Genomic DNA, 15,479 nt, shown 5'->3' with positions numbered 1-15,479 from the left:
GTCGGCTCAGCCGGCGGCCTGGCGGTAGGCGGAAGGCTGCTTCGACGCCGCATAGTCGCGGACCGCCTGGCCGTATGCCTTGAAGAGGTTGTTCGACGGTTCGTCGGAGCCCACCCAGTATTCCGGATGCCACTGCACGCCGACGGCGAACGCCTTCGACCCGATCACCGAAACCGCCTCCACCGTTCCGTCCTCGGCGACCGCTTCGACGGCGAGCCGCGGCGCGGCCGTCGAGATCGCCTGGCGATGCAGGGAGTTCACCCGAACGGTGCCGGCGCCGATCACGGAGGCAAGACAGCTGCCCTCCTTGACGATGACGTCTTGGCGGATGCCGTAAGCGACGTCGAGATCGGTGGTGTCGGGCTTGCGATGGTCCCAGTTGCCCGGGATCTCCTGGATCTCGTTGGCGAGCGTCCCCCCAAGTGCGACGTTGAGTTCCTGCAGCCCGCGGCAGATGGCGAGCACCGGGATGCCGCGCTCCAGCGCGCGCCGGATGAGCGGCAGCGAGGTCGCATCCCGCGCGAGGTCGAAGGGGCCGTCCGCCTCCGTCGCCTCGCGACCGTAGTGGGAGGGATGGACGTTGGTGCGCGAGCCGCTGACCAGCACGCCATCGACGCGGTCGAGGATCTCGTCGAAATCGTGCCCGGTCTCCAGCGCGGGGACCAGGAGCGGGATGACGCCCGCGCCCTTGACGGCGGCGCGCACGTATTGATTGGGCGTGGCCTGCCAGACGTTGCCTTCGATTTCGCGGATGTCCGCAGGGATGGCGACGACAGGTTTCGGCATGATGTAGGAACTCCGAGGTTTGGGGCGCGGCAGGCGTCCGGCACCGCAGCGCCCCGTTCGCCTGCCGAGGCGGCGGGCTTCTTCGCGCATCCGCCGCCGCGCTTCGCCTCCAAGGCTTTGCCGGGAAAATGCGTTCCAGTCAATTCCCCACCATGGTTGGGGGTGATCACGCGCTCAGGCGGGGGCAAAATCTTGCCGTCGGCCATTATGTTCCGGCTAACCCTGATTCGCGAATTCGACGCATCCGGTTGAAAAGAACGTGATGCAATTGACGCGCAACGCCGCCAAACCCTGGCGCCATTTTGCATCGCTCGTCTATGCAGGGTTGCGCCGATACAACTTAAGAAGGCCATCTGCAAGATTAGGTTGAGTTCATTGTCCCCATCAACGGCAGGGTAGCGGAATTTCAGTGCATTCCCCCCTGCAATAGAATAATCTCGCGAAATCATTCATTAAAATTTCGCCGGTAACCCTCGCCCGTCAATGGGAGCGCCGAGTCCATGAAGGATCGAGGTCAGAGCACGCTGCCGACGGATGTGTACCTGTCGTTCGTCAGCTCGCTTTACGGAAACCGTCAAACGTTGTTCGTCGGCATGATCTCTCATGTGGTGACGTTCGCGTTCGTCTACGCCAAGACGGCCGATCCCTTCTTCCTCGCCTGTGCCGCCGCCATCGTTCTCGTCTGGTCGCTGCGTGCCACCGGCATGCGCCGCTTCGACCGCGTCGACCAATCCAGGCTCGACAACGACGGTATCCGCTACTGGGAGAACTGGTACAACACCGGTGCGGTGGGAACCACGCTCGTGCTCGGCACGGCGAGCGGCTACAGCCTCTTGATCAGCCGCGACAGCTTCGCCGAGCTTGCGACGATCTCGGTGACGCTCGCCACCATGGTCTCGGTCGTCGGCCGCAACTGCGGCTCGCGCCGGGCGGTCGACTACATGACCTTCTGCGCCTGCTTTCCGATGGTGGTGGGGTTTCTCGGGCTGCAGGACTTCTACCACGCGGTGCTGGCCCTGCTCATCCTGCCGTTCAGCCTGACGACGCGGATGATGGCCAACGGCGTGCGCAGCTTCCTGGAGAAGGCGGCGCTGGCGACGCGGGAGATCACGACGATCGCCGACCGGTTCGACGCGGCGCTCAACAACATGCCGCACGGCCTGCTGATGCTGGACGCCGACCACCGCATCCTGGTGGCCAACCGGCGCGCCTGCGAGCTTCTCCAGCTCGGGGACAAGGAGCGCCTGAAGGACTGCCACCTCGACGTCGTGCTGCGATACGGCGTGCGCAGCACCTTCCTCAACGCCGACCAGAGCAAGGCGATGCTGCAGAAGCTGGACGAGCTGTTGCGCGGCCAGCGCTCCCGCGCGCTCGTGCAGGTGACGGACGACTTCTACCTCGAATTCACCGCCAGCCAGCGCGAGAGCGGCGGTGCCGTGCTGATCTTCGAGGACGTGACGGCCCGCATGCGCGCCGAAAACAAGATCCTGCACATGATCCGCTACAACAGCCTGACGGGGCTGCCGAACCGCGCCTACTTCGGCGACCTGGTCCAGCACGCGCTGGCCGAACGCAAGCGGCCGGGCACGGTCGGCTTCCTGGTGCTCGACGTGGACGAGTTCAAGCACGTCAACGACGTCAAGGGCCACGTCACCGGCGACCGGCTCCTGTGCATGATCGCCGAGCGCATCCGCAAGGTTGCGGGCGACCGCGCCGTCGCCGGCCACCTGATGGGTGACGAGTTCATCCTGTTCTTTCCCAACGAGAACAACCGCAAGGATCTGGAAGAGCGGATGCGCCGCCTGCACCAGCAGGTGCAGGGCGCCTACGAACTGGCGGGCACGACGTTTCGCGTCTCGCTCAGCGCCGGCGCCGTGCTCTGCGAGAGCGACGACTTCCGCATGGAGGACATGCAGATCAAGGCCGACCTCGCCCTGTTCGAGACCAAGTCTCGGGTGAAGGGCGGCTTCACGGCCTTCGAGGAGGAGATGGACGCGCGCTACCTCGAGCGGCAGAAGCTGAAGCTGGACCTGCGCGAGGCGGTGGCGAACAACGAGCTGTCGATCGCCTACCAGCCGATGTTCCTGCCCGACGGATCGCGCATCGCCTGCTGCGAGGCGCTGGCGCGCTGGACGCATCCCGAGCGCGGTCCGATCCCGCCGACCGTGTTCATCCAGATCGCCGAGGAAATGGGGATCGTCTCCGACATCACCCGCCGCATCATCGAGCGCGCCTGCGTCGACTGCGTCAGCTGGCCCGAGCACATGGGCGTGTCGGTCAACCTGTCGGTCCAGGACCTGCGCAATTCCGAGATCGTCGGCGTCGTCACGGACGCGCTGCTGAAGGCGGGGCTGAAGCCGTCGCGGCTGCATCTGGAGGTCACCGAGAGCTGCCTGATGGAGGAGCCGGTCAAGGTCCAGGCGGTGCTGCAGGAACTGCGCGCGCGGGGGATCACGATCGCCATCGACGATTTCGGCACGGGCTATTCCAGCCTCAGCTACCTGGATGCGCTGCCGCTCGACCTGATCAAGATCGATCGCTCCTTCGTCCGCAACATCAGCGAGGACGCGCGGCGCTTCAAGCTGTTGCGCGGCACCGTCAACCTGTCGCGCGAGCTCGGCCTGAAGATCGTCGTCGAGGGCGTCGAGACCCGGGAACAGCTGGCGCTCATCAACAAGTACAACTGTGCCGACCTGATCCAGGGCTACGTCTTCGCCGCACCGATGTCGAACGCCGCCATCATCGACCTGACCCAGGCGCTCGCCCGCAAGGCTGCCAGCAACCGCGCCAAGAGCGGGCGGCACGTCGCCTGACATCCCCTTACTGCAGAAGTTGCTAATACATTGATTTTCAACAAGATGGTTAATTGCTGTTAACGTTAATAATTGGTAATTTACACAAATTGACCGAAATGGTTGAGTGTAGCGCGGCGGTGCGGCAACCGCGGCTACTCAATCGGGGATTTGTGTTTCATGCCCAGCGTGCAATCGGCGACCAATCGATTTTCAGACAAGCTCATGCAACTTCTCGACCAGGTAGAGTATCGACGCGTCGAGACCGGCGAGGACATGGAAGAGGTCGCCCGCATCCGCTACAAGGCCTACAAGGCCGGTGCGGTCATGCATCTGGGCGACGACTCGCCGCTTCTGATCGACGAGGTCGACTTCGACAGCCACGCCTATGTCTTCGGCATCTACTACGAGGAACGGCTGATCTCGACGGTCCGCCTGCACCACGTCACGCCGGAGCACCGCGTCACCTCGTCCGGCAAGGTGTTTCCCGACGAGATCACCGCCTTCCTCGACGCCGGCATGACGCTGATCGATCCGGTGCGGCTCGCCGCCGATCCGGAGATCTGGAGCGAAATGCCGGCCATTCCCTACCTGACGCTGAGGCTCGCCACCATGGCGACCGACTATTTCCAGACCGACCGCTGCCTGCAGATGGTCAAGCCGGCGCATGCGGCCTTCTACAAGCGCGTGTTCGACGCGGACTTCGTCGCCTCGCCGAAGAGCAATCAGGGCAAGTTCATCATCGACCTGATGCTGATGGCGACGCGCGTGAAGGGGGTCCTGCCGAAGCTCTACGAGCGCTTCCCGTTCTTCAAGTCGGAGCCGTTCGAGCGGCGGATGATGTTCGACCGCAGCGGCGATCCGCTGACCGTCCGGCCGACGGCGCGGCTCGCCCATTTCGGCTCGAGCCGGATCCAGATCAGCCCGGCGAACATCACCGGCTGACCGCGTCGTTTTTTCCGCTCCCAAACCGCCTCCGGCCTTCGGATATTCCGCGGTTGCGCGTTGCGCTTTCGCCAGCCTTTGTGTAAGGCCAGAGACGGTGGAGTTTGTGCAGGAGGCAGCGGCGCGGCGGCTGGCCCTGGCACAACGAGGAGGCGAACCGGCGCCGCAGCGTCGGACGCGAGCAGACAGGAGACGACAGCATGGCTGAACATCATTCCGGGCCGATCGAGACGGGTGCTCCGATGGACTACTCCGAGCACGAGAAGACCTACAAGTTCTTCATCGGCGCGACGAAATACGGCACGATGTTCTGCATCACGCTCCTGATCGCCATGGCCGCCGGCTTCTTCACCGGCGCGGGCTTCTTTTCCGCCCTGATCCTGCTGATCGTTCTCAACGTTCTCGGCTTCGTTCTCCTCCGCTAGCGTTCCCTTTTCGGAAAGGCAGGCGCGGCGTCCCTTGCGGGACGTCGGGGGGATTTGACGCGGCCGACTCGGGGGAGGATTGGCGTGGGTGAGGTAGTATTCGTAGCGCGGGAAACCGATCCCGCGGAAAGCCGTGTCGCGGCATCGGTCGAGACGGTGAAGAAAATGAAGGCCCTGGGCTTCGACGTCATCGTCGAAGCGGGGGCCGGGACGGCATCGCGCATTTCCGATGCCGATTTCAGTGCGGCGGGCGCCACGATCGGCGCTGCGGCCGACGCCAAGGGCGCCGACGTGGTGCTGAAGGTGCGCCGGCCGACTGCGGCGGAAATCAAGACCTACAAGTCCGGTGCGATCGTGATTGCGATCATGGATCCGTACGGCAACGACAAGGCGCTGGCGGGGATGGCGAAGGCCGGCCTGACCACGTTTGCCATGGAGCTGATGCCGCGCATCACCCGCGCGCAATCGATGGACGTGCTGTCGTCGCAGGCCAATCTCGCCGGCTACCAGGCGGTGATCGATGCCGCGGCCGAGTTCGACCGGGCGATGCCGATGATGATGACCGCAGCCGGCACCGTCCCGGCGGCAAAGGTCTTCGTGATGGGTGCCGGCGTTGCGGGCCTTCAGGCGATCGCCACCGCAAGGCGCCTCGGGGCTGCCGTCACCGCGACCGACGTCCGGCCGGCGGCCAAGGAACAGGTCGCCTCGCTCGGCGCCAAGTTCATCGCCGTCGAGGACGAGGAGTTCAAGGCGGCCGAGACGGCCGGCGGCTATGCCAAGGAAATGTCGAAGGAATACCAGGCCAAGCAGGCGGCGCTGGTGGCGGACCACATCGCCAAGCAGGACATCGTCATCACCACCGCGCTGATCCCCGGCCGGCCGGCGCCGAAGCTCGTCTCGCGCGACATGCTGAAGAGCATGCGGTCCGGTTCGATCGCCGTCGACCTTGCGGTCGAACGCGGCGGCAACATTGAGGGGGCGGAGCCCGGCAAGGTCGCCGACGTCGAGGGCGTGAAGGTCATCGGCTATCTCAACGTGCCGGGCCGGATCGCCGCCTCGGCCTCGCTGCTCTATGCCAAGAACCTCGTCACGTTCCTGGAAACCCTCGTCAACAAGGACAGCAAGGCGTTCCGCGTCGATCCCGAGGACGAACTGGTGAAGGCGACGATGCTGACGCACGGCGGCGCGGTGGTTCACCCGAACTTTGCGGCGGCCGACAGCAAGGGAGGCGCATGATGGCAAACGAACTTCTGGACAAGGCGATCGCCGATCTCGAGCGGGCGGTGGAGGCGGTCCGCGCGGCCGCCGAGTACGTACCGGAGGCTGCGGGTGCGGCGGCACACGGCGCCACCGGCGGCGCGATCGATCCGTTCGTGTTCCAGCTGGCGATCTTCGTGCTGTCGATCTTCGTCGGCTACTATGTCGTCTGGTCGGTGACGCCTGCGCTGCACACGCCGCTGATGGCGGTGACCAACGCGATCTCGTCGGTCATCGTCGTCGGTGCGCTGCTCGCGGTCGGCATTTCGCTGTCCGGCGTCGCCACCGGCTTCGGCTTCATCGCCCTGATCCTCGCTTCCGTGAACATCTTCGGCGGCTTCCTCGTCACCCAGCGCATGCTGGCGATGTACAAGAAGAAAGAGAAGTGAGGTCGCGCTGATGTCATCCAATATTGCTGCCTTCCTCTATCTCGTCTCCGGCGTGCTGTTCATCATGGCGCTGCGCGGCCTGTCGCATCCGACCAGCAGCCGCCGCGGCAACATGCTCGGCATGGCCGGCATGGCGATCGCCATCGTCACCACGCTGCTGCTTGCCACGCCGTCCTTCGGCGGGCTTATGCTGATCGTGCTCGGCCTTGCCATCGGCGGCGGGGCAGGGGCCTACATCGCCCGCTCGATCCCGATGACGTCGATGCCGCAGCTCGTCGCCGGCTTCCACTCGCTGGTCGGGCTTGCCGCCGTGCTCGTGGCCGCGGCCGCGCTCTACTCGCCGTCCGCCTTCGGGATCGGCGAGGTCGGCTCCATTCACGGCCAGGCGCTGGTCGAAATGGCGCTCGGCGTCGCCATCGGCGCGATCACGTTCACCGGCTCGATCATCGCCTTCCTCAAGCTCGACGGGCGCATGTCCGGAAAGCCGATCCTGCTGCCCTACCGGCACATGATCAACGCGGCGCTGCTGGTGCTGATCGTCTTCTTCATCTTCGGGCTTGCGGTCAGCGAGAGCCATTTCGACTTCTGGGCGATCGTCGTTCTGGCGCTGGCGCTCGGCGTCCTGATCATCGTGCCGATCGGCGGGGCGGACATGCCCGTCGTCGTGTCGATGCTCAACTCCTACTCGGGCTGGGCGGCCGCCGGCATCGGCTTCACCCTCGGCAACCTGGCGCTGATCATCACCGGCGCGCTGGTCGGCTCGTCGGGCGCGATCCTGTCCTACATCATGTGCAAGGGGATGAACCGCTCCTTCATCTCGGTCATCCTCGGCGGCTTCGGCGGGGAGACGGCGGCGGCTGCCGACGACGGCGTCCAGCGCACCGTCAAGCAGGGCTCCGCCGACGACGCGGCCTTCCTGATGGCGAACGCGTCGAAGGTCATCATCGTGCCGGGCTACGGCATGGCGGTGGCGCAGGCGCAGCATGCGCTGCGCGAGCTCGGCGACAAGCTGAAGGCGAACGGCGTCGAGGTGAAGTACGCGATCCACCCCGTCGCCGGCCGCATGCCCGGCCACATGAACGTGCTGCTCGCCGAGGCGAACGTGCCCTATGACGAGGTGTTCGAGCTGGAGGACATCAATTCCGAGTTCGCCCAGGCCGACGTCGCCTATGTCATCGGCGCCAACGACGTCACCAATCCGGCCGCCCGCGACGACAAGTCCTCGCCGATCTACGGCATGCCGATCCTCGACGTCGACAAGGCCAAGACCTGCCTGTTCGTCAAGCGCTCGCTCGGCTCGGGCTATGCCGGCATCGACAACACGCTGTTCTACAAGGACGGCACGATGATGCTGCTCGGCGACGCCAAGAAGATGACCGAAGACATCGTCAAGGCGATGAACCACTGACGACGAGGGGCAGCAGCCCTTCCACAGATGCCCGCCCTTCCGGCGGGCATTTCTGTTTGTGACGGATGCGAAGCACCGTCGGCGGCGCTGGGCGGCCGTACGATCATTCTCGGGCATGAAAACGCCCGGAGAACGGGCTGTTCTCCGGGCGTATCATAGAGATGGACGCGAAGGGGTGGAGCGCCTTGTCAGGCGGCCCCGCCGCGCGTGCGGGCGACGCCGTCCTTGGCCGGCTGGTACTTCGGATCGAGGCGCACCGCATGCGAATAGGACTTCGCAGCCTTGGCCATGTCGCCGCGGCGCTCGTAGATCAGCGCCTGGTTCGTCCAGGATTCGGCGTTGTTGCCGTCGAGGTTGATGGCGGTGTTGAAGTCGGCGAAGGCGTTGTCGTCGTCGCCCTGGGCGGCATAGGAGAGGCCGCGGCCGTTGTAGGGCTCCGCCGAACTCGGCGACAGCGAGATCGCCTTGGAGAAGTCCTCGATCGCCGGGCCGTGCTGGCCGCGGCGCTGGTAGATCAGGCCGCGGTTGTGATAGGCGCGCGGATCGGTCGTATCGAGGCTGATCGCCTTGTTGAAATCGTTGAAGGCCTCGTCGACCCGGCCGGCCTGGCGGTAGAGATTGCCGCGGCCGATATAGGCGACGTCGTAGTTCGGGTTGATCTGCAGCGCCATGTTGTAGTCGGCGGCGGCTTCGGCTTGCCGGCCGAGGCTGCGCTGGACCAGGGCGCGGTTGGCATAGGCCTGGTAGAAGCGCGGGTTGAGCTCGATCGCCCGGTTGAAGTCCTCGACCGCCTTGCGGTATTCGCCGGCGCGGCCGTAGGCCGATCCGCGGACGTTGTAGCTTTCGGGATCCTGCGGGTTCGCCGCGATCACGCTCGACAGCGAGGAGATGTTCTCGGTGGAGCCCTGGGCACGCTCGACGCGAATCACGTCGGTGCTGGCGCCGGTGCCCTGGCAGGCGCTGAGCGAGGCGGCGGCGATGATGGAGAAGAGCGCTGCGGCCGCGGGCCGGCGGAATTGCGAGACGGGAGCAAGGTTCTTCAGCGCGAAACTCGTCTGTCCCGTAAAAGCTGCCATTTTCAAGATAACGTCCCTCAACCAAGGCGCCTCTGCGCCAATATTGCATCCGTCTGCCGGAATGCGACCCGCCACTTTTGTGGCGCGCGCAGCGGGCAACGCGCGGAACGCCTCGCGTTCCTTCAGCGACAACCGCTGTCCCCTCGCGTCCGGCCTTGCGGACGCAGAGCGACCCGACACCCGGCGGAGCCGCTCGATGCACCTGCCCTCGGAGATCACTCCCGGCGCATCAAAAAAGGCGGTGGCAATCGCTTCGCCACCGCCAGACCTTGCATCCGAAAACGTCGAAAAAACGACGGATCAGCGAGCCGTACGGCCGCCGCTGACCAGGCCCTCGCGCTGGGCGCGCTTGCGGGCCAGCTTGCGAACGCGACGAACGGCTTCGGCCTTCTCGCGGGCGCGCTTCTGAGACGGCTTTTCGTAGTAGTCCCGCATCTTCATTTCGCGGAAGATACCTTCGCGCTGCATCTTCTTCTTGAGAGCGCGGAGCGCCTGATCGACGTTGTTATCGCGGACTAGTACCTGCACGAGTATCCCGTTCCTTTGTTTGTGTTGAACGCCTCGGGGCATCAGGTCAACGAGGCAATACATATATCGTTTCGCAGCCCGGAAGGCGTGCGATTGGCTGCTCGGATACCAGATCGCCGCGGCGAAGTCCAGACGGTTCGGCCGAAAGCGGTGCAAAAATAGCCGGGTTGGGCAGGCGCGCAGGCCTGCGACATTCGGTCCCTTGCGGGATGTCGCATGCGGCACAAGGCGCGCCGGAATGCGTCGCAAAGAAAACGTTGTAACTTTGCCAGATTTGCTTTCTATCCACCACACGGAAATGACCCCGACATACGGAGTAAGGCGGATGCGCAAATATTCGGTCTTCGCCGTCGCACGCGAGGCGCTGCGCGGCCACAAGGGATGGGAGCCGCAATGGGTTTCCCCCGAGCCGCGCCAGGAATACGACGTCATCATCGTCGGCGGCGGCGGCCATGGACTGGGTGCGGCCTACTACCTGGCCAAGGAGCATGGCATCACCAATGTCGCGGTGATCGAGAAGGGCTGGCTCGGCGGCGGCAACACCGGCCGCAACACCACCATCATCCGCTCCAACTATCTCTACGACGAGAGCATGGACATCTACGAGCACTCGCTCAAGCTCTGGGAAGGGCTGAGCCAGGAGCTCAACTACAACGTCATGTACTCGCCGCGCGGCGTGATGATGCTGTCGCACAACATCCATGACCGGCAGTCGTTCAAGCGTCACATCCATGCCAACCGCCTGCACGGCATCGACAACGAGTGGCTGACGCCGGAGCAGGCGAAGGCGTTCTGCCCGCCGCTCGACATCTCGGCCACCGCCCGCTACCCGATCAACGGCGCCGCCCTTCAGCGCCGCGGCGGGACCGCGCGGCACGACGCGGTCGCCTGGGGCTATGCGCGCGCCGCCTCCGACCGGGGCGTCCACATCATCCAGAACTGCGAGGTCAAGGGCATCCGCCGCGGCCCGGACGGGGCCGTCACCGGCGTCGAGACGTCGCGCGGGTTCATCGGCGCCAAGAAGATCGCCGTATCCGCCTCCGGCCACAACTCGGTGATCATGTCGATGGCGGACGTGCGGGTGCCGCTGCATTCGGTGCCGCTGCAGGCGCTCGTCTCCGAGCCGATGAAGCCGATCTTCCCCTGCGTGGTCATGTCCAACACGGTGCATGCCTATATCTCGCAGTCGGACAAGGGCGAACTGGTCATCGGCGCGGGCACGGACCAGTACAATTCCTACTCCCAGACCGGCGGCCTGCAGATCATCACCCATACGCTCGACGCGATCTGCGAGCTCTTCCCGATGTTCCGTCGCGTCAAGATGATGCGCCAGTGGGGCGGCATCACCGACAACACCCCGGACCGTTCGGCCATCCAGGGTGTCACGCCGGTGAAGAACCTGTTCGTCAACTGCGGCTGGGGCACCGGCGGCTTCAAGGCGACGCCGGGATCGGCGCATCTCTTCGCCCATCTGATCGCCAGGGGCGAGCCGCACCGGCTCGCCGCCGGCCTGACGCTCGACCGGTTCCGCACCGGCCGCCTGATCGACGAGGCCGCGGCCGCCGCGGTGGCGCACTGAACCCATTTTCCCCGCGCGTCCGGCAACCCGATTGCGGCCGCCGGCGCGGGACAGGAGAGACCGCATGCTACTGATCCATTGCCCCTATTGCGAGGAAGATCGCTCCGAGCTCGAGTTCCGCCACGGCGGCGACGCGCACATCGCAAGGCCCACCAACATCGCCGACATCAGCGACGAGGAATTCGAGGAATTCTTCTTCCTGCGCGACAACCCGAAGGGCCTCATCTTCGAGCGCTGGCGCCATGTCCACGGCTGCGGCCGCTTCTTCAATGCGGCACGCGACACCGTCAGCGACAAGTTCTACGCCAGCTACAAGGCCGGCGAACCGAAACCCGACCTTCCCGGCATCTCGCCCGCCACGGAGAAGACGGTCGAAACCTACGAAGCCACGGAAGGGACTGCGAAATGAGCGGCGCCAATCGCATTGCCGGTCAGGGCCGCCTGACGCCTGCCAGAACCACGCGTTTTTCCTTCGACGGAAAGAGCTACGAGGCGCTGGAGGGCGACACCGTCGCCTCGGCGTTGCTCGCCAACGGCGTCCACCTAGTCGGTCGGTCGTTCAAGTACCATCGCCCGCGCGGCATCGTCTCCGCCGGTCCCGAGGAGCCGAACGCGCTGATCGACGTCGCCCGCGACGCCGCCCGCCGCCAGCCGAACGTCCGCGCAACGGTGCAGGAGGTGTTCGACGGCATGAAGGCCACCTCGCAGAACCGCTGGCCGTCGCTCTCCTTCGACGTTGGCGGGTTCAACAACCTCCTGTCGCCCTTCTTCGCCGCCGGCTTCTACTACAAGACCTTCATGTGGCCGAAGGCTGCCTGGGAGAAGGTCTACGAGCCCTTCATCCGTCGCGCGGCAGGCCTCGGCACCGCGCCGACGGAGGACGACCCGGACCACTACGCGAACCGCTATGCCACCTGCGACGTGCTCGTCGTCGGCGCCGGCGTCGCCGGCCTGTCGGCGGCGCTTGCCGCGGCTGCGACCGGAGCGCGGGTCATCCTCTGCGACGAACAGGCGGAAGTGGGCGGCGCGCTGCACTACGACCGCTCCGTCACCATCGACGGCAAGGACGGTTTCGCCTGGGCACAGGCCGCGGCAGCCAGGCTCGCGGCGATGGAGAACGTCACGGTGCTGACGCGCACGACGGCGTTCGGCTACTACAACCACAACTTCGTCGGCCTCGTCGAGCGGGTGACCGACCACATCGCCCGGCCCGACCGGAAGGCGCCGCGCGAGCGGCTGTGGCAGGTGCGCGCCAAGCGGGTCATCCTTGCTACCGGCGCGATCGAGCGCCACATGGTGTTCGGCAACAACGACCGTCCGGGCATCATGCTCGCCTCGGCCGCGCGGACCTATCTCAACCACTTCGGCGTCGCCGTCGGCAGGAAGGTCGCCATCTACACGGCCAACGATTCGGCCTACGAGGCGGCGTTCGACCTGAAGCGTGCCGGCGTGCAGATCGCGGCGATCGTCGACAGCCGCGCCAAGCCGGGCGATGCCGTCCTGAACGAGGCGCGCAACCACGGCATCGAGGTGCTCACCGGCCATTCGGTGATCGACACCAAGGGCCATCGCCGCGTCTCGTCGATCATCGTCATGCGCAACGGCGGCGGCGGCAAGCGGACGATCACGGTCGACGCGCTTCTGACCTCGGCCGGCTGGACGCCGTCGGTGCACCTGTTCTCGCAGTCGCGCGGCAAGGTCGCCTACAATGCCGAGACCGGCCAGTTCCTGCCCGGCACCTATGCGCAGGACTGCCTGTCCGTGGGCGCCTGCAACGGCACGGGCGGCCTGCAGGCGACGATCGAGGAAGCGCTCGCTGCCGGCGAACTGATGGCCCGGGCCACCGGCAATGACGGCGGCGGGAAGGTCCATCTGCACGGCGAAAACGCCTTCGAATGGACCGGCGGCATGGCCGGGGCGGCGGAAGGCGCGGGCGCCGACACCAATGTCAAGGCGTTCATCGACTTCCAGAACGACGTCTGCGCCAAGGACATCCGCCTCGCCGTGCGCGAGGGCATGCACTCGATCGAGCACATCAAGCGCTTCACCACCAACGGCATGGCGACCGACCAAGGCAAGCTTTCCAACCTGCACGGGCTGGCGATCGCCGCCGAGACGCTGGGTCGCGAAATCCCCAAGGTCGGGCTCACCACGTTCCGTGCGCCCTACACGCCGGTGACCTTCGGCACGATCATCAACCACTCGCGCGGCGATCTGTTCGACCCGGCCCGCAAGACGCCGATGCACGCCTGGGAGGCGGCGCACGGGGCCGTCTTCGAGGACGTCGGCAACTGGAAGCGCGCCTGGTACTATCCGCGCGCCGGCGAGACCATGCACGAGGCGGTCGACCGCGAGTGCAGGACGGTGCGCGAGGTCGCTGGCGTATTCGACGCCTCGACGCTCGGCAAGATCGAGGTGGTCGGCCCGGACGCGGCCGCGTTCCTGAACCTGATGTACACCAACGCCTGGGATACGCTGAAGCCCGGCCGCTGCCGCTACGGCATCATGCTGCGCGAGGACGGCTTCATTTATGACGACGGTGTCGTCGGCCGCATCGCCGAGGACCGCTTCCACGTCACCACCACCACCGGCGGCGCGCCGCGGGTGATGAACCACATGGAGGACTACCTCCAGACCGAGTTCCCGCACCTGAAGGTGTGGCTGACGTCGACCACCGAGCAATGGGCGGTGATCGCGGTCCAGGGGCCGAAGGCGCGCGAGATCATTGCACCGCTCGTGGAGGGGATCGACGTTTCCAACGAGGCCTTCCCGCACATGAGCGTGCGCGAGGGCAAAATCTGCGGCGTGCCGACCCGGCTGTTCCGCATGTCGTTTACCGGTGAGGCGGGTTTTGAGGTCAACGTTCCGGCCGACTACGGCCAGGCGGTGTGGGAAGCGATCTGGGCCCGTGCGGAGGCGCTCGGCGCCTGCGCCTACGGCACCGAGACCATGCACGTGCTCCGCGCCGAAAAGGGCTACATCATCGTCGGCCAGGATACGGACGGCACGGTGACGCCATACGACGCGGGTCTTGCCTGGGCGGTATCCAAGAAGAAGACCGATTTCGTCGGCATCCGCGGCCTGAAGCGCCCGGACCTCGTGAAGGAAGGACGCAAGCAGCTCGTCGGCCTGAAGACCAAGGATCCGAAGGTGGTGCTGGAGGAGGGGGCGCAGATCGTCGCCGATCCGAACCAGCCGGTGCCGATGAAGATGATCGGCCATGTCACCTCGGCCTACTGGTCGGAAAACTGCGGCCATTCGATCGCGTTTGCCCTTGTGCAGGGCGGCCAGGGCCGCATGGGCCAGACCCTCTACGTGCCGATGCCGGACCGCACCATCGCGGTCGAGGTCACGGACATGGTGTTCATCGACAAGGAAGGAGTTCGCCTCAATGGCTGAACAATCGCTCCGCAAGGCGCCGCTGGGCGGCTTCCATGGCGGCTCTGCCGCAGCCCATGTCACCGCGGCCGGCCCGGCCACGCGCCTGTCGCTGAGGGCCGGCGCCGATGCCGTACCCGCGCTGTCGAAGGCGCTCGGCCTCGACCTGCCGACGAAGCCGAAGACGTCGGCCTCCTTAAATGGTCGCCATGCGCTGTGGCTCGGGCCGGACGAGTGGCTGGTGATCGACGAAAGCGGTGCGGATCTGACAGCGCTTGCCGCGAAGGCGGCGGTCCTGCACTCGGCGGTCGACATCTCCCACCGCAACACGGCCGTGCTCGTCGCCGGAACCAAGGCTGCGGAGGCGATCGCGAGCGGCAGCCCGCATGATCTCTCGCCGAAAGTCTTCCCGGTCGGCGCCTGCGCGCGCACGGTGCTCGGCAAGATCGAAGTGGTGATCTTCCGCACCGGCGAGCAGGAGTATCGGGTGGAATGCTGGCGCTCCTTCGCGCCCTATGCGTTCGCGCTGCTGGCTGAAGGGGCGGAAGACGCGGGGCTGTAAATAGCGTCTTCATGGAATTGCAGAAGTCCGATACAGTGTAGTCAACCTCGCTACATTGTATCGGTGTGCCATGGCCGCTCCTTTTTCACTCCGGCTCGATCCGGCCCTGAAATCGCGCCTCGAAGATGAGGCGCGCCAACAGGATCGCCCTGCCTCCTATGTCGCGACAAAGGCGATCGAGCAATTTCTCGATGCTCAGGATGCCAAGCGCGAGGCCATCGAAAGGGCGAGCGTGGAGGCGGATGCCGGTGTCTTTGTGTCCGCTTCCGCGGTGCATCGGTGGATGGACGGGTGGGACGGGAGCGATGAGCTTCCTGAGCCTGACGCGGATATCAAGCCGACTGGACGCTGAGC

The 15,479-nt window shown here is 65.7% G+C and carries 14 protein-coding genes; 11 read left to right on the top strand and 3 right to left on the bottom strand.

Going from position 1 to position 15,479, the window contains the following annotated elements:
• Positions 1-6: 6 nt before the first annotated feature.
• Positions 7-786 (bottom strand): gamma-glutamyl-gamma-aminobutyrate hydrolase family protein, encoded by a 780-nt coding sequence (locus tag P0086_RS14900; RefSeq protein WP_112600787.1) that lies wholly within the window; start codon positions 784-786, stop codon positions 7-9.
• A 500-nt stretch (positions 787-1,286) separates the two neighbouring features.
• Here P0086_RS14900 and P0086_RS14895 point away from each other — a divergent pair, with 500 nt between their 5' ends.
• The 6 genes from P0086_RS14895 to P0086_RS14870 all read left to right on the top strand — a co-directional run bounded on the left by P0086_RS14895 (position 1,287) and on the right by P0086_RS14870 (position 8,002).
• Positions 1,287-3,599 carry an EAL domain-containing protein gene (locus P0086_RS14895; RefSeq protein WP_112608624.1) on the top strand — a complete coding sequence of 771 codons (2,313 nt, stop codon included), beginning with the start codon at positions 1,287-1,289 and terminating at the stop codon, positions 3,597-3,599.
• Positions 3,600-3,803: 204 nt separating this feature from the next.
• The gene (locus P0086_RS14890) at positions 3,804-4,523 is read left to right on the top strand and encodes a hypothetical protein (RefSeq protein ID WP_275786851.1); all 720 of its coding nucleotides are present in this window, start codon (positions 3,804-3,806) and stop codon (positions 4,521-4,523) included.
• Between the two features lie 200 nt (positions 4,524-4,723).
• The gene (locus tag P0086_RS14885; protein ID WP_112593620.1) at positions 4,724-4,948 is read left to right on the top strand and encodes an aa3-type cytochrome c oxidase subunit IV; all 225 of its coding nucleotides are present in this window, start codon (positions 4,724-4,726) and stop codon (positions 4,946-4,948) included.
• A gap of 84 nt (positions 4,949-5,032) precedes the next feature.
• Positions 5,033-6,184 carry a Re/Si-specific NAD(P)(+) transhydrogenase subunit alpha gene (locus tag P0086_RS14880; protein ID WP_275786847.1) on the top strand — a complete coding sequence of 384 codons (1,152 nt, stop codon included), beginning with the start codon at positions 5,033-5,035 and terminating at the stop codon, positions 6,182-6,184.
• Complete coding sequence (locus P0086_RS14875) at positions 6,184-6,594, top strand: proton-translocating transhydrogenase family protein (RefSeq protein ID WP_112593622.1); 411 nt, start codon at positions 6,184-6,186, stop codon at positions 6,592-6,594. The genes P0086_RS14880 and P0086_RS14875 overlap by 1 nt, the downstream gene beginning before the upstream one ends.
• 10 nt (positions 6,595-6,604) lie before the next feature.
• On the top strand, positions 6,605-8,002 hold the full coding sequence (locus P0086_RS14870; RefSeq protein ID WP_112593623.1) for an NAD(P)(+) transhydrogenase (Re/Si-specific) subunit beta: 1,398 nt from the start codon (positions 6,605-6,607) through the stop codon (positions 8,000-8,002).
• Between the two features lie 188 nt (positions 8,003-8,190).
• On the opposite strand, the gene P0086_RS14865 is transcribed toward P0086_RS14870, so the two are convergent.
• The gene (locus P0086_RS14865) at positions 8,191-9,078 is read right to left on the bottom strand and encodes a tetratricopeptide repeat protein (RefSeq protein ID WP_148191421.1); all 888 of its coding nucleotides are present in this window, start codon (positions 9,076-9,078) and stop codon (positions 8,191-8,193) included.
• Positions 9,079-9,378: 300 nt separating this feature from the next.
• Positions 9,379-9,606 carry a 30S ribosomal protein S21 gene (rpsU, locus tag P0086_RS14860; RefSeq protein WP_097137118.1) on the bottom strand — a complete coding sequence of 76 codons (228 nt, stop codon included), beginning with the start codon at positions 9,604-9,606 and terminating at the stop codon, positions 9,379-9,381.
• Positions 9,607-9,931: 325 nt separating this feature from the next.
• On the opposite strand from rpsU, the gene P0086_RS14855 reads away from it, so the two are divergent.
• From P0086_RS14855 to P0086_RS14835, 5 genes are all read left to right on the top strand, one after another.
• Entirely contained in the window at positions 9,932-11,185 is a 1,254-nt protein-coding gene (locus P0086_RS14855) for a sarcosine oxidase subunit beta family protein (protein WP_112593625.1), read from the top strand.
• Between the two features lie 64 nt (positions 11,186-11,249).
• Positions 11,250-11,594 carry a sarcosine oxidase subunit delta gene (locus P0086_RS14850; RefSeq protein WP_275786842.1) on the top strand — a complete coding sequence of 115 codons (345 nt, stop codon included), beginning with the start codon at positions 11,250-11,252 and terminating at the stop codon, positions 11,592-11,594.
• Positions 11,591-14,584, top strand: a complete 2,994-nt coding sequence (locus P0086_RS14845) for a sarcosine oxidase subunit alpha (protein WP_275786839.1) — start codon at positions 11,591-11,593, stop codon at positions 14,582-14,584. Before P0086_RS14850 ends, P0086_RS14845 begins: the two co-directional genes overlap by 4 nt.
• A complete protein-coding gene (locus tag P0086_RS14840) occupies positions 14,577-15,125 on the top strand; it encodes a sarcosine oxidase subunit gamma (protein WP_148179292.1) in 549 nt (182 codons plus the stop codon). The genes P0086_RS14845 and P0086_RS14840 overlap by 8 nt, the downstream gene beginning before the upstream one ends.
• Positions 15,126-15,195: 70 nt before the next feature.
• Positions 15,196-15,477, top strand: a complete 282-nt coding sequence (locus P0086_RS14835) for a hypothetical protein (RefSeq protein ID WP_275786835.1) — start codon at positions 15,196-15,198, stop codon at positions 15,475-15,477.
• Positions 15,478-15,479 lie beyond the last annotated feature (2 nt).

Source organism: Mycoplana sp. MJR14, assembly GCF_029210525.1.
In the GTDB taxonomy this organism is placed as follows: Bacteria; Pseudomonadota; Alphaproteobacteria; order Rhizobiales; family Rhizobiaceae; genus Mycoplana.
Note: the sequence above shows the minus strand (reverse complement) of the source record. Positions and strands in the feature narration are given on the sequence as shown.